Origin of the sequence: Ehrlichia canis str. Jake (assembly GCF_000012565.1) — a bacterium.
In the GTDB taxonomy this organism is placed as follows: Bacteria; Pseudomonadota; Alphaproteobacteria; order Rickettsiales; family Anaplasmataceae; genus Ehrlichia; species Ehrlichia canis.
Map to the genome: position 1 here is coordinate 261,681 of NC_007354.1, position 18,983 is coordinate 280,663.

13 protein-coding genes are annotated in these 18,983 nt (G+C 28.5%); 8 read left to right on the forward strand and 5 right to left on the reverse strand.

Annotation, left to right across the window (positions count from 1 at the left end; all coding sequences use genetic code 11):
• The first annotated feature begins 331 nt into the window (after nucleotides 1-331).
• Nucleotides 332-4,252, forward strand: a complete 3,921-nt coding sequence (locus ECAJ_RS00920) for a hypothetical protein (protein ID WP_011304303.1) — start codon at nucleotides 332-334, stop codon at nucleotides 4,250-4,252.
• Between the two features lie 450 nt (nucleotides 4,253-4,702).
• On the opposite strand, the gene ECAJ_RS00925 is transcribed toward ECAJ_RS00920, so the two are convergent.
• Nucleotides 4,703-5,179 carry a Na+/H+ antiporter subunit E gene (locus ECAJ_RS00925; protein WP_011304304.1) on the reverse strand — a complete coding sequence of 159 codons (477 nt, stop codon included), beginning with the start codon at nucleotides 5,177-5,179 and terminating at the stop codon, nucleotides 4,703-4,705.
• Between the two features lie 136 nt (nucleotides 5,180-5,315).
• Between ECAJ_RS00925 and ECAJ_RS00930 the strand changes: the two genes are divergently transcribed.
• Nucleotides 5,316-5,912, forward strand: coding sequence for a MotE family protein (locus ECAJ_RS00930; protein ID WP_011304305.1), 597 nt, complete (start codon nucleotides 5,316-5,318; stop codon nucleotides 5,910-5,912).
• 984 nt (nucleotides 5,913-6,896) lie between these two features.
• Here the strand turns inward: ECAJ_RS00930 and ECAJ_RS00935 are convergent.
• Together ECAJ_RS00935 and ECAJ_RS00940 are read right to left on the reverse strand one after the other, a co-directional pair.
• The gene (locus ECAJ_RS00935) at nucleotides 6,897-7,691 is read right to left on the reverse strand and encodes a type III pantothenate kinase (RefSeq protein ID WP_011304306.1); all 795 of its coding nucleotides are present in this window, start codon (nucleotides 7,689-7,691) and stop codon (nucleotides 6,897-6,899) included.
• Between the two features lie 9 nt (nucleotides 7,692-7,700).
• Complete coding sequence (locus tag ECAJ_RS00940; protein WP_011304307.1) at nucleotides 7,701-8,753, reverse strand: quinone-dependent dihydroorotate dehydrogenase; 1,053 nt, start codon at nucleotides 8,751-8,753, stop codon at nucleotides 7,701-7,703.
• A gap of 162 nt (nucleotides 8,754-8,915) precedes the next feature.
• Here ECAJ_RS00940 and ECAJ_RS00945 point away from each other — a divergent pair, with 162 nt between their 5' ends.
• Nucleotides 8,916-9,500 carry a peptide deformylase gene (locus ECAJ_RS00945; protein WP_011304308.1) on the forward strand — a complete coding sequence of 195 codons (585 nt, stop codon included), beginning with the start codon at nucleotides 8,916-8,918 and terminating at the stop codon, nucleotides 9,498-9,500.
• A 643-nt stretch (nucleotides 9,501-10,143) separates the two neighbouring features.
• On the opposite strand, the gene argH is transcribed toward ECAJ_RS00945, so the two are convergent.
• Nucleotides 10,144-11,559, reverse strand: a complete 1,416-nt coding sequence (argH, locus tag ECAJ_RS00950) for an argininosuccinate lyase (protein WP_011304309.1) — start codon at nucleotides 11,557-11,559, stop codon at nucleotides 10,144-10,146.
• Between the two features lie 357 nt (nucleotides 11,560-11,916).
• Between argH and ECAJ_RS00955 the strand changes: the two genes are divergently transcribed.
• The 3 genes from ECAJ_RS00955 (at nucleotide 11,917) to pdxH (ending at nucleotide 14,931) form a co-directional block, all read left to right on the forward strand.
• Nucleotides 11,917-12,558, forward strand: coding sequence for an alpha/beta hydrolase (locus ECAJ_RS00955; RefSeq protein WP_011304310.1), 642 nt, complete (start codon nucleotides 11,917-11,919; stop codon nucleotides 12,556-12,558).
• 397 nt (nucleotides 12,559-12,955) lie between these two features.
• Nucleotides 12,956-13,903 (forward strand): patatin-like phospholipase family protein, encoded by a 948-nt coding sequence (locus ECAJ_RS00960; protein ID WP_011304311.1) that lies wholly within the window; start codon nucleotides 12,956-12,958, stop codon nucleotides 13,901-13,903.
• A 434-nt stretch (nucleotides 13,904-14,337) separates the two neighbouring features.
• On the forward strand, nucleotides 14,338-14,931 hold the full coding sequence (pdxH, locus tag ECAJ_RS00965; protein ID WP_011304312.1) for a pyridoxamine 5'-phosphate oxidase: 594 nt from the start codon (nucleotides 14,338-14,340) through the stop codon (nucleotides 14,929-14,931).
• A 756-nt stretch (nucleotides 14,932-15,687) separates the two neighbouring features.
• Here the strand turns inward: pdxH and ECAJ_RS00970 are convergent.
• Nucleotides 15,688-15,981 (reverse strand): BolA family protein, encoded by a 294-nt coding sequence (locus ECAJ_RS00970; protein ID WP_011304313.1) that lies wholly within the window; start codon nucleotides 15,979-15,981, stop codon nucleotides 15,688-15,690.
• Nucleotides 15,982-16,253: 272 nt separating this feature from the next.
• Here ECAJ_RS00970 and ECAJ_RS00975 point away from each other — a divergent pair, with 272 nt between their 5' ends.
• Together ECAJ_RS00975 and ECAJ_RS00980 are read left to right on the forward strand one after the other, a co-directional pair.
• Nucleotides 16,254-17,069 carry an EndoU domain-containing protein gene (locus ECAJ_RS00975; protein ID WP_011304314.1) on the forward strand — a complete coding sequence of 272 codons (816 nt, stop codon included), beginning with the start codon at nucleotides 16,254-16,256 and terminating at the stop codon, nucleotides 17,067-17,069.
• A 557-nt stretch (nucleotides 17,070-17,626) separates the two neighbouring features.
• Nucleotides 17,627-18,484, forward strand: coding sequence for an EndoU domain-containing protein (locus tag ECAJ_RS00980; RefSeq protein WP_011304315.1), 858 nt, complete (start codon nucleotides 17,627-17,629; stop codon nucleotides 18,482-18,484).
• Nucleotides 18,485-18,983: the final 499 nt, after the last annotated feature.

Consider the following 18,983-nt stretch of genomic DNA (forward strand, 5'->3'; position numbering starts at 1 on the left):
TATATAGCCTAAATTAGCTTTGTAATAATAGACTATCATGTAATGTTTTTAACTATATAGTTAAAAATAATTATTTAAGTAAGTAGTATTCTTATCAATAATGTAATCTTGTGGTGTTTATTAAAATGGTAAATAAGCTGATATTCAAGAGGCTATTATGCTTAACTAATATTGATAAGATATGTGAATTTATTGTTAGATTTATTTCAAGATAATTTATAGGCAGTGCTCTTGTGAATTATATGAAAAATAAGGACGAGGACTTTTGTATGTATGTGGTAAAAATATTAATAACTAGAATCAAATTATTAACTAACTTAGGTATGCACTCATGTTAGCACGTTTTGATACTAGTAATAAAAAATTGTCTTCTGTTCCGGAATCTAGCACGCAGGATAGTGAAAATGGTAATGTTTCATTGAGAAATGATTCTGTTAATCAAAGAACTGCCGATCAGTATTTTTCTGTGTTTAATCTTCAACATGATGTTCTGGAGAATTTGAATAATGTTCTACTCTCCTATTATGAAGAGACATTTAGTTTTATTAGTCTAGTAGAAAAAAATGAATCCTTTTTTTTAAAGACTATATGCTCTTCTTGTATTACAAATTTTTTTTATGACTTAAGATTTTTCATATATAATTTGAACACTCTTGTTAATAATCCAACATTGAAATTGGATATACCGGATGTAGTAATTAGTAAAGATACGCTATGTCAATCATGCGCAACTTTTGTATTACATTATGAGAATATACTGTTACACAGAACAAGTACAACTATGCCTTCATGGCAAACAGTTGTATGTGATGATAGTCACACTACTATTCAAACAAATGCTGTTGGTGAACAACAAAATAGAAGTATTAATGACAATATGTTGTTTATTAGTGAGCAAATGGATTTTGTATTATCTATAACGGGGCAAATACATGCTATTTTATTAAGGTTGCAACAGGGAAAGGCTAGCTATAAGGAGCTTTTAGAAAAATCTACTGATTTGGTGGTTTTATATAATAAATGCAATGTAGAACTGAAGATTAATACTTTAACGATGTTTTTGAAACACATATTAAGTGAGTTGATAGAATGTCGTAGTATATTTAACGTAATGTTGTTATGCAATAAAGATAAGCAAGCAGAATTATTGGATAGAGAATTACAAATATGTCGGAATGACAGTAATCTTAGGCTAGTTAGGATTTTAATTTTAAATCGAGTATTGAGTCGTGAAAATTGTCGTACAAGATTATTTGGTGACCGTAATATAGCTCATTCAACACAACGTGTATTTAATCCAAAGGAGCAAATAAATAGTGATTCTGTTGACATGCATCTAATGTCAGATGTTAAGCATGTTAAGTCAGAGGTGTCTAATTCTGATGTTTTTGCATGTAATAGTGGTAATGGTGGAAATTTCAAGAAAACAACTGATCAACTGATTCAAGGTCAAAGTGATGATGTACATCATTATTATGAGCTTGAGTGTGGTAGTGAGATATATACTGCGATGTCAAATGTAGGTAAAGAATGGGATCAAAATGTACACAGTAACAGTAAGTGTGATGATGATCCTGCGATGCACGATTATTATAGTATTGACCATGAAGCTAGTGGACTTGATGGAACAACACCTACTTTTGTATCAGTTCCAAAAGATATGTTAAGTGATACTCAGAGTAGTAGTGCTACTAAGGGAGATAGAATACTTGATTATAAGTTGAGTTATGAAGAATCTGATAAAGCCAGTGAAGCATGTGCTGTAATATCAAGTGTAAATGAAACACGTGATCAAGGTATGCACAGTGGCAGTGAGTATAATAATGGTTCTGCGATGCACGATTATTATAACATTAGATATAAAGCTAGTGAACTTGATGGAACAATACCTATTTTTGTATCAGGTCCAGAAGATATGTTAAGTGATACTCAGAGTAGTAGTGCTACTAAGAGAGATAGAGTACTTGATTATAACTTGAGTTATGAAGAATCTGGTAAATCCAGTGAAGCATGTGCTGTAATGGCAAGTGTAGATAAAACATGTGATCAAAGTATATGCCGTAGCGGTGAGTATGAGAATAATCCTGCAGTGTGCGGTTATAGTATTGACCATGAAGCTAGTGGACTTGATGGAACAACACCTGCTTTTGTATCAGGTCCAAAGGATATGTTAGGTGATACTCGTAGTAATAGTACTACTAAAAGAGATGGAATCCCTGATAGAAGTGATGTAAATCATAGTATTGTAGAATACATGAAAAGTGAGGAAGGTAGAAGATATTTATTAGACACATTGATTAGAGAGGCAGGTGATATGAATCAGTTAGTCAAAATATTAGCTGCAGAGTTGGGTAAAGAAGCTTTGGTTGATATATTGCCTAATATGTCATTAGCTTATATTGAGTGTGTTTTAAGTAATGATAATACTAGTGTTACTCATAGGCGTGTTGATGGAAACTTTGTGAGACCTTGTGGAGGTGGTGCATTTTTAAAAATGCAGTTGTTGCAAGATTTTATCTCTTGTGTAAATGTTGAAAGTAATAACAAGATTGAAGAAAGTGCATCATCAAAGGAATTATTTGATAAAAAAAGTGATAGGTGTGTCAGTGTAGTAAGTAAAGATAAACTAAAAATTGGTAGTGCTGTATCAAGAAGTTACTCAGATGCAAAATTGGTAAAGAAAGAACGGTATGTTAGAAGGAAGTTGTCTTGCCGAAATAATAATGCGGAAGATAATGTAAATTTAAGTAATACTTTAAGTAGTCAAATTAAAGAATTTGTCTCCTTTGGTACTTTAGATTGTATGGATGTGTCTAATCCTTCTTCTAGCAAACAAGATCTAAGTTCTCAAGCGTCGAGTTGCCAAAGTAATAAACGAGATGTTTCAGCTGAAAATCTTCCAGTTGTGAGTGGATGTATGGTTGACCCAGTAGCTTTAGTAGATCAGTATGCAGTTCATACTAATAAAGTGTTAGAAAATTTTATAAAAGATATGATTGATGGTTTAAATAAATCTATAGATCAATATTTAAGATTTACAGATAAGTTGCAAAAAGAATCTAATCTGCTAAATTGGGTTTTGTATTTTTTAATAAATAAAAACAGTTTTAGTGCTTGTAAGTCTGCTATCTTAGAGGATTTAAAGCCGTGCTTTTTATATTATAACCTGATTACTTCAATTCCTGATTTGGATTTACATGTTAAAAAACTAGATGCGTCTTGGGTAGATTCTTATGTAAAATCTTTACATACTTTGGTGCATAAATCTCAGATAAATGGTGTAAGTTTTGGTGTCAGTAAAGATTATGTAATACGTAGACTGTCCAAATATCAAATGCAAGTATATGATGTTAAAAGATTAAGTCAATCTTTTGAAGTATTTAACTCAATAAGTTTCAGTAAGCAAAATCTTGATTCATTTGTGATAAAAAATAAGGTAATTATTTCGTTAAAATATTTTAAAACTAATGAAATATGTTCTGAGTTAGATGGTGCTCGTTATGGTGGTATGATTATCAAAGGAGATATTCCTAAAAAGTTAATTCTAATTTGTAATAATCTTACTTTGTATGGAAATGTTAAAGGAAAAGTAATATCATCATATGGTGAATTAATAAAAATTGTAGGGTCAGTTACTGGAGGTCTTCTGATTAATGAAGAATCTGCAAGTGATAGTTCTACGGTTAGTGTTGATAATTATGTGCAAGATAGATCAGCGATTGAAGTTGAGGATTCTATAGAATATAGAAATGTTCCTTGTATGGTAGAGATCTGTGGAAATGTTGCTGGTACTGTGATTGTAAAAAATAGTGATATTATAGTAAATGGTAAAGTGAGTAACAAAGGATCTGTAATTTCTAAATTTGGAAAATGTGCATGTTTTGTTAATACAATTGCAGGTTCTATTATGTTAAAAAGAACAAAGTATGCAATTTTTAATGATGTTGTGTATAGTACTACACATTTAATTGTTGAGGAATGTGATGTTTATCTTAGGAAAGAAAAAAAGTTACAATTAGATCTAGGATTTATTGATTCTAAATTTATTCCATTATCTGAAGGTTTTAAACTTGATGTATCAAGATTAAAGAAAATGATAGATGAAAAAAATAAGCGTAATTCTAATGATGATGGTGCAACTGTATCTACAAAACCTCAAAGAAGTAAGGGTAATATTGTTAGAAGTAAAAATATTCATAGTTTTTTTAGTAATGTTAGAGTTAACAGTATGTCAGAACTAATGGCAATATGAACTTTAGTTTTGTTAATAATGTGAACCCTCGTATTGTAAAGTTGTAAGGAATCTAATAGTTTTTAGTAAGTTTGCATTAGTGGAGTCTTTTTAAGATATTCGAAAAAATAGTATTATCAATTTCTTGTAGCAATTTGTTAATGAGTGTTGATGGTCTGTATAATTATGGTAATTTTATCCACATTTTGGAATTATGACTACTAAAAATTTAAAGTGTTTATTTAGAGATTTCTTTTATAATATCTGTGAGTTTTGATTTTAAGATATGAACTACACTCAAGAAGTATTTGTGCGAGTAAATAGTGGTTTATAGTTTTTTATAGTGGGGTTTATTGGAAAAGTTTTGAATGGTTTGTTGTTGTGTGTTGATTTTTATCAATATAATACTTTAGTTTTATAGTTTATATTATAGGAAAGTTCTGAACTTGTAGTAGTGATTTTTGGGAAAGGTTATAAATTTGTAGCTTTATTATCAATATCTACTACACCAGACATTGATTCTTCATCTATAGCTAAGACTGTTATTTTATATGGTGTAGTATCTGTAACATCTATGCTTACTGTACCGGGAGTAAATGTTATAGAATTTGCAACTATTAGTGCATTTAAACCTGTAGTTTGTTTGGTTTGTATTACTTTAAAGATTGATGGATTAATCCTTGTTCTAAAGTTCCATACTTTTTTTATTATATGTATGTTAGATAATATAACTTGTTGAATAAGCCATGAAAAATAGGATAGAAAGTGCAATATCTGAGTTCTTGATTGATGGTAAATGTAGTTCTCATTTGATGGTATAGCATTCTTTAATATTCTTGTTATAAGTAATGTAGTTATGCAGCTTACAGCACCTAATGTTATGAAAAATAAGTCAAAGTATCCTGATAAAGTCAACCAAAATATGAACAATATAAAAAATTTCTTCACTGCTTTTTATTATTAAAGTATTTGATTACAAGTAATATTAGCACAAAACATTATAATTATTTATTGCTAAATCACTATAGTGTTTTATTATAACATACTCAATTCTGAGAACACTGTATAATAGTTTATTGATAGTATGCAAGTGATTTATGTAATTAATGTAGTGTTAATATTCTTTATAACTGGAGTTTTATTACATGATGTTTATAGCATTAGTGGTGATAAAGTTGTAGAGTTTAATTTATTAGATAATGTTGAATTTGTTAAAAGTAGTGATAATTTTTCTGGAGATTTAAAGAATAAAATAAGCTTGGTTCAAGTAGATAATAGTGCTATATCTGTTGTGGATTTACAAGATTGGTATTATCGTTTGTTAAAGCAGGAGGAAAGCTTAAAAAGTAAAGAAACTTTATTAAGAGATGTTGAAAAACACAATAATGAGCAGATTTTATACTTAGAGAATGTGAAAAAAGTGTTAGCATCATTAGTTAAGGTTGATGATCAAAAAGAAAGAATACACAGTTTAGTAAAAATATACGAAAATATGCCTGTTGAGTTAGCTGCGGAAATATTTGGATTATTGGATATAAATTCACTAATGTCGATAGCGAATAATATTGATAGAGTAACTTTATCAAATATATTATTACATGTAAGTCCAAATGTAACTGAAATGATTAAAAAGGCATCTACAAGTGTATCTAAATGTGATTGTAGTAGTAATATTTCTTAAAGATTGGATTTTATAGTTTTGCATTTTATTAAATTAGCATTCAATAGGTTTTTAAATTTAGTTGTAGTTGTGGTCTTTGTGTAAAAATGCTATGCAATAAAAACTGTAATGGTAGTGGTAGTTTATTATAGTTATTATAAATTTTTGCATTTTTATTTAGGTAGTTTTTTGTCTGATATTGAGTGTAAGGTGTTTGTATAATGATAAGTTATGGTAATTTTTTTAAAATAAGATAGTTAATACTAATAGCTTAATTGAATTTTATATTTAAGTTGAAAACTAACATTAATGTTTTTTTATTGTATTGATCTTACGTAAATATAGTTGTTGGTTTTGTAATGGATGAATGAAAAGCAGTGTTTAATGCAGAGTAGTATTAATTCTTACTTTTAAAGTCTTGTCTTGTATGATGTTAAGGTTACGAGTCGCTGATATTATGATAACATATGTTTTACGATGGGTAAATGAATACAATGCTTAGCTTTAGGACAATATTTCTTTTGGAGTCTGATAATACTAATATAACAAGTTATGCAGTTTTGTTATCTTGTTGATTATAAATTTGCTAATCTTATGTAACATGTACTTTTGCAGAGTGTGGGGTAATGTTTGAATTAAATAATGATTACTGTTAAACCCTAAAATTATGTCTGAAAGGTTTTTATCAGTTTGTTAAATTGAGTAACTTATTCGTTTAATCAATGAGTTATGATTTGTATGTGAATTTATAGTAAATGCGGATAGTAAATCTAAAAAGTGTTACTAATTAGGCTGATCTCTAGCTTTAGGCAAGATGTTTACTGTTGACACTTTTTTACATGTTTGTAGTTACATTTAAATGCTAATTGTTCTTGAAATACTTGAGGCATATTTTATTGTTCCGGGTTGTGATTTGTGTTCTAATCAACCTTATATCATTACTTTGATAGGTTTTTAAATTGTTACTATTTCCGTAATATTGTAGTTGTGGAAATAAATTTTGAATCAAATACTGTTTTGTGCTGTGTTATTAGACAGCATATTATGTAAATATAAAATACCTTTGATAGTGAGATCTGTTTCAATGTTATTAATAGCAGTTTTGTGGTCAAAGAATAAGTAAGAGTTTCCTCCTGTTGCTATTACATGTAGATCTTTTTTTTCTTCTTTGATGATTTTTTCAATCATTCCATTAACCATTGTTATATATCCCCAGTATACTCCTGATTCCATAGCATGATATATATTATTATGTACTACTTTATCTTGTTTTGATACTGATACCTCTGGTAATAATGCAGTGAATTGTCTCATACTTTTTGCTAGAATATGTGCTCCAGGTGCTATTACTTGTCCATATATACATTTATCTTTATTAAGTAAGTTAAATACTGTTGCAGTTCCCATTCCTATTATTAATAAGTCTTTATTGGGATATATATTACTTGCTGCAATTATATCTGCTAATCTGTCTGACCCTAATGCTTTATTTTGGAGGTTTATTTTAATATTAAAAATGTCTGCGTGATTGTTATCTAGTATTATAGGATTTATATTGAAGTAGTTTTTACTTAGTTCTAGCATTGGTTTTGTTATGCTTGGAACTACACTTGATATAATAATATTATTTATGTTTTTAAAATCTGTATTTAATTGATTTATTATGTTATTTAAATAAAAAAAATATTGATCTGCTGTTTTTGCTTGTTGTGAAGCTATTCTTATTATTTTGAGTATTCTATTACTTGTACAGATTGCAAATTTTATATTTGTATTCCCTACATCTATTGCTATTAGCATATTTTTCTACTAATGATTACATCCTATTGCGTCACTTACTTTAGTGAATCCGTCTGCAGCTAAAAGTTCAGCTAATTCTAAGCTGATTTTATTAGCTATGTTGAATCCATTGTACACTATGGCAGTGTATAGCTGTATTAAGGATGCACCAGCTTTTATTTTTTCATATGCATGGTATCCACTACTTACTCCACCACATCCTATTAATAAAAGTTTACCTTGTGAAACTTGATATATTTCAGATAGTACTTGTGTTGATAAGTCAAAAAGTGGCTTCCCGCTTAACCCCCCGCGTATATTTATGTCTGTATTGAGTAGTGTTTTATGCTGTAATGAAGTATTGCTTATTATTAGTCCACTAATTTTATATTGTAGGGCTAAATCTACAATATCTTGCTTTTTGTTGTCATTGATGTCTGGTGAAATTTTTAACATTATAGGTATGGATTCTGCATAATCTGCTGACTTGCGAACTTGAGATATAGCTGTTAGTAGTTCTAATAATAAATCTTTTTTTTGAAATTCGTGTAACCCTGGAGTATTAGGGGATGAGATGTTAAGTGTAATGTAATTACTTAAGCCATAGACTTTCTGTACTAGGTCAAAATAATCTTGAATAGGGTTTTTTGATTTTTTGTTAAATCCTATATTAATACCGAATATACAGTGGTTGAGTTCGATATTATCTACTTTCTTTATTAAAAAATCTACTCCTTTATTATTGAAGCCTAGACTATTAATTAGTGCTTCTTTATTGATTAGTCTGTGTATGCGTGGTTTTTTGTTACCTCTTTGTGGATATTTTGTAATTGTTCCAACTTCAACGAAACCAAATCCATTAGCAAGTAAAGGTTGTATTACTTCTGCATTCTTGTCAAATCCAGCTGCTACTCCTATAGGACTTTTAATGATTTTGTTAAAGGCTCGGATGTTAAGTGACCTTGGAATGTCAACTTTCTTTACAGGAATAAAGTTATTTTTTAATGCAAAAATTGTTATTTTGTGCGCAATTTCTGGTGGTATGCAAAACAGTGGGTTAGTGAATATCTGTTTAAATGACACAATACTTAATGGTTAGTTGATATACATATACACTGATTATATCAGTTTTTTATAAAAATACTACTTGTATAACTAATAAATGTGTATAACAACTGTTAAGATAATGAAATATATAGAATTATACTGTAAATTGCTTATACTAAAAGTTGAGGGGAATATAATATGAATATCTTATCTGTTGATAATGTTCAAGATTTACGAAATTTGCATGCTATATCTCATCCTATTGAGAAGATAGATCAAGAAATTATAGCGTTAGCTAATGATATGATGAAAGTTATGGAAGATAGTAAGACTGTAGGATTATCTGCAGTGCAACTTGGTAATCATAGTAGAATGTTTACCATAAATATGTTTAGTGGATTGTTTGATGTTACACAGGATATAAAGGTTTTATCTGGACACCATTCTTTACATGGTAAAAATATGGTATGTATAAATCCTGAGGTTCTTAGTTTTTCTGCTGAAACTGTTGATTTATTTGAAGGTTGTTCTTCAGCTAAGTCTTATGGGTTAATTAATATTACTAGACCAAAGCATATGGATTTTAGATATACAGATTTATTAGGAAATAAATGTGTTGTTAGAGTTTATGGATGGCTTTCTAGATGTATACAACATGAACTTGATCATTTAAATGGAATATTATTAGCTAATGTTGTAGATAACATAAAAAATAATTGTGTTAATAGTATTTCTTATGAGGATCATAGCGTTATACATATACTGCTTGTGAACAAAAAATAATGTTCTTATTTGTAAGAAGTTATGTAAGCAATACTATATTTAACAAGAAGTAGCGAATTTTTGAAAAGTTACATTATTGTATAAAGCAAAATATATATTTGATAAAGCTAGTGTGTGTGTTTACAAATGAAAATTAGCAGTTAATCTATAAATTATTAATCTAGTTAGGTTATATAGTTTTATGGTGCATTGAGTATCAAATAGTGTTCCGATTGAAAGGATATACTTGATTATTAGTTTATGAGATTAGTATTGAGTTTATGTGGTTAAGTATAGAGATATAACAAAAAATATGATAAGAGTGCTAGTAGAGTTGTAAGGATAATTACCTGCTTAAATATGGCTATATCTTTTTTATTATGTATGTTATTTGTAGAAATGAAATGCATTTTACAATGGTATAGTTTTTATATATTGATGGATATAGCGTTAATGTGAATGTGTTCATATTGTTAGGTTTTATCAATTGTTTTTATGGTGTGTGATATGCAAAAGTTTTTGTAAAGTTGAGTATTATCGGTAATTGATAAATATTATTATTTATACGACTAATATATTCATTATTTTTATAACTCAAGCTATCACGACAAGTTTGTAATCTGTGCAGTAATAAGGTTAGTTTGCTGTTATATTATGAAAGCAATTATATATTATTTTTGTCTGTTTGTGAGAATTTAATATTGCTAAGGTATGCTTTACCTTTCTTTATTGCTTCTATTACATTAGTAGGTGCAGTACCTCCATAACTGGTTCTGCTAGCAACTGAATTTTCTACTGATAATACTGAAAATACAGTGTCATTTATGGAAGGAATAATTGTTTTTATTTGTTCTAATGTTAATTCATGTAATTTGCATTGATTATGTTCAGCAAGTTTAACTATTTGACCAGTCGTTTCATGGGCCTCTCTAAATGAAAGATTAAGATTTTTTACTAACCAGTCTGCAAGATCTGTTGCTGTTGAATAATCATGTTCTGCTGCTTTTAGCATGTTGTTTTTATTAATTATTATGTTACTTAGCATGTTGTTCATTGCTTCTATGCATAGCATTAAATTGTTTGTAGCATCAAATAATGCTTCCTTATCTTCTTGCATATCTTTGCTGTATGCTAACGGTAATCCTTTCATGACTACTAATATTTGATTTAATGATGCAAAAATTCTTCCAGTTTTTCCTCTGATAAGCTCTGCTGCATCTGGGTTCTTCTTTTGTGGCATTATTGAGCTGCCAGTTGTAATATTATCGGAAAGTGTGATGAACTTAAAGTTATAACTGCACCAAAGTATGATCTCTTCTGCTAATCTTGATAAATGCATTATACAAATTGAAGCATTTGATAGAAATTCAATAGCATAGTCTCTATCTGATACTGCATCTATAGAATTTTCTGTTGGACTGTAGAATCCTAGTTCTTGTGCAACGAAGTGTCTATCTATTGGAAAAGATGTTCCTGCTAATGCTGCAGATCCTAAAGGACATTGATTCATGCGTTTGTATAAATCTTGCCAGCGTGAGAAATCTCTTTTGAACATTTCAAAATATGCCATTAAGTGGTGACCTAATGTTACAGGTTGAGCAATTTGTAGATGTGTAAATCCTGGCATGATGGTATTGTAATGGGATTCAGCAAGATTAATGATGGTGTCTTGTAATTCATGTAAGTAGTGTTCTATTTTTACTATTGACTTACGTATCCAAAGTTTGAAGTCTGTTGCAACTTGATCGTTACGTGATCTTGCAGTATGCAATTTCCCTGCAATATTCCCTACCATTTTCTTTAAATTATGTTCTATATTCATGTGTATGTCTTCTAGATCAGTACTAAACTCGAAAGTACCAGATGAAATTTGATTTTGTATCACCTCTAATCCATGAATTATAAGTTGACCTTCATATTTACTAATGATTCTTTGATTAACTAGCATTTTGCAATGTGCTATTGATCCTGCTATATCTTCTTCGTATAATGTTTTGTCAAATGATATTGATTCATTAATCTTTTTCATAATATCACTAGAGGATGTAGTAAATCTTCCTCCCCATAAAGGATTTTTCATATGATTATTTCTAATTATGACTTATTGGTAACATTATCTTGTAAATGATTCAAAATTACAACGATATTTAAGTTTTTATACAATTGTTTTTATATCTTGAATGAATTATTGTGAAATGATTCAATTATCATATTGTCTATATATCAAATAAATAATTACTTTGATATGTATTGTTATATTCAAGAATATTGTATAAAATTTACATTTTGCTAATGCATTGTAGGTGTGGAAGTGTAATATTAAGTGTGTGGTTTTGTTATATAGGAACAGTTATGGTATCTCTAATACTTATCTAGTTGTTTTTACAAAGAATTATGTATATTTGAGTTTATATTTTGTTAAGATGTGGGAGATGTAATGAGTATAGTTATTGATGGGCCGAGTTTCATTTCTGGTGATGCTGCTAATATTTTAGTTGTATTACTACATGGTAGAGGTGCAACTGGTGACAGTATAATGTCAGTTGGTCATTTAATGAGTGGCCTATTACTTAACGCTTATTTTGTTGCTCCTAATGCTCCTATGAAGTATGGAGATACAGGTTATGCGTGGTTTAATGGACGTGATTTTTCTGAAGATGTTATATTTGCTGATATGGAAAAAGCAGCCTTAATTGTGAATAATTTTATAGATTTACAATTGAAAAACACTGGTTTAACTGATGATAAATTAGTTTTAGCTGGATTTTCTCAAGGTGCAATGTTAGCAGTACATATAGCATTGTTGAGAAAAAGAAAATGTGCTTCTGTTATATCTTATTCAGGAGCTATAATATGTCCAAATTACTTAAAATATAAGATGAATGTAAAACCTGATATTTGTATCATTCATGGTACGGATGATCAGGTGGTACCATTTTCATTTTTTGATGCTGCTGTTGGATTTTTGTCTAGCAACAATGTGCCTATAGAAAGTCATGCTATTTCTGGTTTGGATCATAGTATAAATAATGTTTGTATAGAATTAAGTGCAAAGTTCATAACTGATAGACTTTCTTGAATTTCTAATTTTACTTAACAACTATCTTTAGTGTTTCAGATAAACTTCTGTGTGTTTTATTACTAATATAAAATTTATGTAGATGAATGCTTTTTTTATATAGTTTTTATCTCATTGTTAGTGATTAGTTGAAAAGATAATAGATATTGTAGAGATAGCTAAAAATATAAGAAAATTGGTGTGACATTGTATTGAGAATTGATCATGCAAAGGTTGTCTTGAGATTATTTTAAGTATGAAATAATATAAGTTAAATAGTTTACAAAAAGTGGCTATAGTACTGAATATATACAATAAAAAGTTGTATATATTGGTTGTATTGTTCTATATTATTTCAAATCTAATATAATGTTATTATATATATATAGTAAGAGAATTCTAAAAATAGGAGTTAGTAATGACTAAGTATGTGTTATCAGTAGATGGTGGAGGAGTTAGAGGTATAGTTGCTGCAACTATATTGCAAGAGATAGAAAAAAGAATAAATAAGCCATTATGTAAAGTATTTGATTTGGTATCTGGTAGTTCAGTTGGCAGTCTTATATGTGGTGCACTTTGTGTAAAGAATGCTGATGGTACTCCAAGATATAGTGCATGTGATTTGTTAGAACTAATATTGATGTATGCTGGTAAGATTTTTTGTAATTCTACTGTAAGAAATGCTTTATCATTAGTGTTTGGTCCTAAATACTCTGATAAAAATTTAAATGCAGTACTTCAAGAAATATTTGGTGATGTTACAATAAAGGACTTGATAGCGGATTTTATTGTGCCAAGTTATGATTTGTGTTCTAATCAGACTATAATGTTTAGAAGTTGGATAGATAAATATAGTGATATAAAAGTATGTGATGTTACAAGGGCTGCTGTAGCTGCTCCTACTTATTTTACTCCAAAAAAAATGATTGTGGATAATAAAAAGCAGTTATTAGTAGATAGTGCAATTGTTTGTAATAATCCTGTCATAGCTGCATATTCTGCAGCACAAGTGTTGTACCCAAATGAAAAGATATGTTGTTTGTCTGTTGGATGTGGTACTGTTAGTCAAAGTTTTTCAGATTTGCAAAATTCTTTGTTATATTGGTCACGTAAAATACTATGTGTTATTATTGATGCTGGTTTAGAAGCTATAGATTACGAAATGGCTAGACTTGTGAAAGGAGAAGATTCATATTGTAGAATTTCTGGTGATATAGTGTATTCTGCATGTGATTTTGGTGATGCTTCTCAGGAGAATATAAAAAATCTCAAGAAAGATGCTCAAAAGATTTTGCAAGAAAATGAAAAGAATATAAATGATTTTTGTGATATGCTACTTAGTGATGATACAATTAAGAATTTATAGTTTTATATCAATTTTAAAAAAGTGTGTTATACACTTTTGATGTGTGATAGTGTTATTATAGTTAAAACATATTTTGGTGGGATTTTGTGGAATATCACTTAATTGCTGTATCAGTAAGTATGTGATATAGTAGAAATTGGTGTGAATATGAATATTTTAATGTGGTGGGACTTATTTAGCTATATTTTTTACGATGACATAATTATTTTGTATTAGGAATAAGATGATGTTTTGAAAATATACTTCTCTAAGGATGAGGGTTTTTGTTATGCACTATAAGAGGATTAATATTTAATATATGTGAAGTATTTTATAGTAATGATATTTGATAATAATTTTAGGTAGATTTATTAAACAAGCAATATTGTCTTATTATACATGTAATATAAACATTAATTTACTATATTTGTCTTAATTAGTGTTAAGGGTAGAATATGATTAAGAGAGATCCCATTAAATTGTTTGATTTATGGTATGATGAGGTGTTAGCCTTTCCTTTTAAAGGTAAAGATCCTACAGCAATGGTGCTTGCGACTTGTAATAAAGATTTAAAGCCTTCGGCAAGAGTTGTTCTATTAAAAAAGCACAGTGATCAGGGTTTTATATTTTTTACGAATATAAATAGTCGTAAAGGCAAGGAAATAACGGACAATCCTTTTGCTGCTCTTGTTTTTGATTGGAGTTATATTGCTAAACAAGTTAGGATTGAAGGTAAAGTAAAGATACTGCCTTGTCAAGATGCAGATGAATATTATGCGTCTAGGCCTGTTGGTAGTAAAATAGGTGCCTGGTGTTCTAAACAATCTAGTGTCTTAGAGGATAGAATGAGTTTTCTTAAATCAATAGAAAAGATGACAGCAGAGTTTCATGGGAAGTCAATACCTAGGCCAGATTATTGGGTTGGAGTGGTAGTTGTTCCAATGTTAATGGAATTTTGGCAGGAGGGTTTAAACAGAATCCACACTAGATATCAATATACTAGAAGTAATAATATGGATGTATGGAATGTTGTGGAATTATATCCATAATAAATGATGATTAGCTGATGAGATTATAGGTTTCTCTGTAGAGTAAAAAACACAGTTATTTTGCTATAGCTGATGTAGTGTTTTAAAAGAAAATTTTAGAATAGCTTACCTAGAAAGTTAGTAGGCTTTCTATTTTTGTAATGTTGATAGTGTGTTTAACATTATAGATAAAGTATTTGTGGTGCTATATGAGATCAATATGCTAGTAATCATGTATTGAATATGTGAAATTGATGATTAAACAAGTGATTAGAATATAATATTTATTTTTCTGAAACTTACATAGTTATTTAATAAAGGAATTCTAAAGTCCAACCCTCAATGTCATTCCTATTGATGTAATATTCATGAGATGTTGTAGATCTATATGTTAAAAAGTTTGATGGATTGTTCTGGAAATAGTAGTATTGTTTAATTTGCTGTGTGCTTAAATGGGATTTATCTTAAGTTAAAAGATTCACAATGCAAGTATAAGTATATTGAATATATGTGATTATATTAGTGATTGTAGAGTAAACAATACACTTAAATTTATTTTGAAAGAATAGAATTTACATATACTAGTTAAGTGCTTTTAAATCTTTATATGGTACCCTGTTAGTATTAGTGTTGTGCCTTTGGTTTATTTAAAGCACTTAAATTTCACATTATATGTATTAATATACTTAGACACTTGATTATAATAAGTTCATAGAAGTTGATCAAGTAAGTATAATGTTATCTATTTTCATTTTTGAGTATATTATGAATTGTAAGTTATTTTGTTATAGAAAAAAATAGTTTCTGATACTCTGCTTTTGTATAAAGTGAAAATGAAATTGAATGTGTTAGCTTGATTTCTTCTTCTAAGATTTTGTGTAGTCTTTTGTGTCGGTTGATTTTACTTGTTTTTAAAAAATCATCAGATACCACTTGTATTTTTAAATGTGAAATATTGGAAATAGAATGAAAATTATGTCCATTATGTTTTGATGATTCGTCTGTTATTTCAAGTGTGAGTACATTTAGCGCAGATGTAATTTTATTTTCTATTTTTTGAATAATATCCATTGGTTCCTACAATACTGACTTTAATATATTATAACATTTTTTCTAGGTTGTGTGTTTTTTTATATGAATAAAAACTCAGTAAGTAAGTACTTAATATTAACAGAAACTTTAAAATGTGGGAAAGCGTGTGTATTAGTAAATTAATTTGTTAATAAAATTGTAAATATCATTACTAAATGATTCTTAATTTAGTATACAAGTTAAAGTTTTTTATCTAATATGTGTATGAATTTGATATATGGTGAATTTTTTATTATTTGAGGAATAATATTATGAAATTTTATAAATTTATTTATTTTTGCTTTTTGCTATTACCTCTCAATTTGATAGCATGTCAACCTGTTGAAACTCCTGATCAGTGTACTCATAATCCATCTGGGATAAATCCTTTTTTCAAGGCTGGTAAATACGACAAATGTGATGACTTGCCTGTTGCTCCTATGCTTAATAAATTTGATAAAGCTGTATTAGATATTTGTGGTGATTGGGGTAGTACTCCAAAGAGAGAAGATTTTAAGAATCTATTGGATAAAAAAGAATATAAGAATTATATTGATGAAATATATGAGGGCTTAGATCGCCAAGTGTTTACTCCAGATGCAGATCTTGATACATTCAAAAAAGAATTAACAGAATTATGGTTCAATAATCATGGATTTACTCATGTTATGTGTGGACAACCTAGACGTGGTAGATTAGGTGGAATGCATTTTTTTGGACGTTATTTGCAAGCTCAGAAAAATCAGTGGGTTGGTAGATATTATGATGATGATCTTATGGATGAAATTAGTGATAAGGTGTTTTTAGTTGGAGTTGCGTTTAAAAATTCTAGAGGTCAATTAACAGTTGATCCTAAAAAAAGCTATGATCTCTTACACGCTAATGAAATCATATTGCATGCTACTAGAGCTTACAAGGGATTATCTAAAAATTCACAATTAGTAGAAAAAGCAAATGGAAGATGTATTTATGATAATGAAGATGTAAATTATGTGTTTGTAGCACGTAAAAACTCTATTGTTACGTTTTTTGCAGCTTTTAACCCAACTTGTACAAGAGGTCAGACAGAATGTGCTTGTGTCAGATAATATAGAATTAATATTTTATTACTGCTACATGTTATATATATTATGAATTGCATATAGTTGTGTAGCAGTAAATTTTAGCTTGATATTAAAGTGCAAAGTTTTTAGAGTATTGAAATTTGAACACTGATTATATTGCTATACTAAAACAGCCTGTTGTAGTTTTATCTGTAGAAAAATAGTAGAGTTTAAGTGTTACCTTAAGAAATTTATTTCTTAAGGATTTTTTATTCTTTGAATTTAAAGAATTCTGAATATAGTATTATTTAGTTAATTTTATATTAGTAATAGTTTACTTTTTTAGATTATATATGAGTTTTTTATTGTTAAGTTTTAGTACAATGCTTTTATTAAAGTACTTTTGTATGTTATTTCAGTATTGCTATATATTATTAGTATGTAAGTCTAATATTATAGCATCTTTGAGAAGATATGCTGTAATTTGTGATATGAAAGTAAATAGTTGTCTCTAATAAAATAATTAGCAGTTATACTAAATTTGTATAGTTGGAGTATAAGGAATGTTTGTATTTTTGTAGAATAAATGTAAAGGTAATGTTATGAATTTTTGTAAATATATATTGTTATTTATAATTTTTTTGCCATTTAGCTTAGTAGCTTGTTCAGATGTTTATCCACCTCTTGAGGTTTTAAAAAATCAAGACGATGTAAAAAATTCTTATAAGTGTTTAAGGAATCAATCTATCATGAATCCTTTTTTTAATATGGATAAAGATAGTGATAATGATTGTGATTTACCTGTTGTTCCAGAGCTTAATAAGTTTGATAGAGCTGTTTTAAATGTTTGTGGTAATTGGATTAATACTCCTAGAGCAGATCTTTTTAAAGTGATGTTAGATAATACTGAGTATAAGGAATATGTTGAAAAGCTTTATGAAGATTTAAATCATGAGGTGTTTACTCCTAATGCAGATCTTGCTCAGTTTAAGGATGAACTGACAAAATTATGGTTTGATCAGCACGCTTTTGCTCATATTATGTGTGGACAGCCTGATATACTTAAATTAGGAGGTATGCATTTTTTTGGACGTTATATTCAAGCTCAAGAGAATCATTGGGCTGGTAGACACTATGATAGTGCTGTAGTTGATGAAGTCAGTGATAAAGTTTATACAATTGGAGTAATATTTAGAAATCCTAATAATTACTTAGTTATTGATCCTAGAAAGGGTTGTGATTTTCTACATGCTGATGAGATTATATTAAATGCTACAAAAGCTTATAAAGCATTTTCTAAACATAGAGAATTAGGTGGGGATGTTTTAAAAAAATGTCTTTATAAAAATGATGGTGTAGATTATACGTTTGTAGCAAAGGATAATGCTATTTTTACTTTCTATTCAACTTTAACACCACAATGTGATCCTGGAGAAACAGAATGTGAATGTGAAAAATAATGTGAATGTGAAAAATAAGAAATTTTGCTACTATTTATCAGCATGATCAGATTATGATAAATAGTAGCTTTTTTTATTTCTACTATAGGTTAGAAATATTTGCTTAAATGTTAAAATTTCTTAAGTTTTGTAAATAGGTGTAAGAATGATCTGGTTTATTACATTGGCTTAAATATTATCAGCTGAATAACTAATTTGTTGAAATAAATGTCAAGCAGTTCTTTTGTATTAGTGAAAATTGTTTTTGAATTTCATATTGCGTAATTATAGTTAAACAAATATCACATTATTGTTGTTTTTATAAATGTTAGTAATTTATTGATTTTATCAAGTTGCATATAAGTGCTTGAGTATGGGAATTAGTATGTTAGTAATATTCAATTAATAATCATTTAAAGTCATCAGAGGGCAATTTATCACATTTTTGTTTACAATCATTTTTATTACTAAAAATTGCTTTTTGGTTTGTTGTTATGAATTATTATTGTATATCTATCTA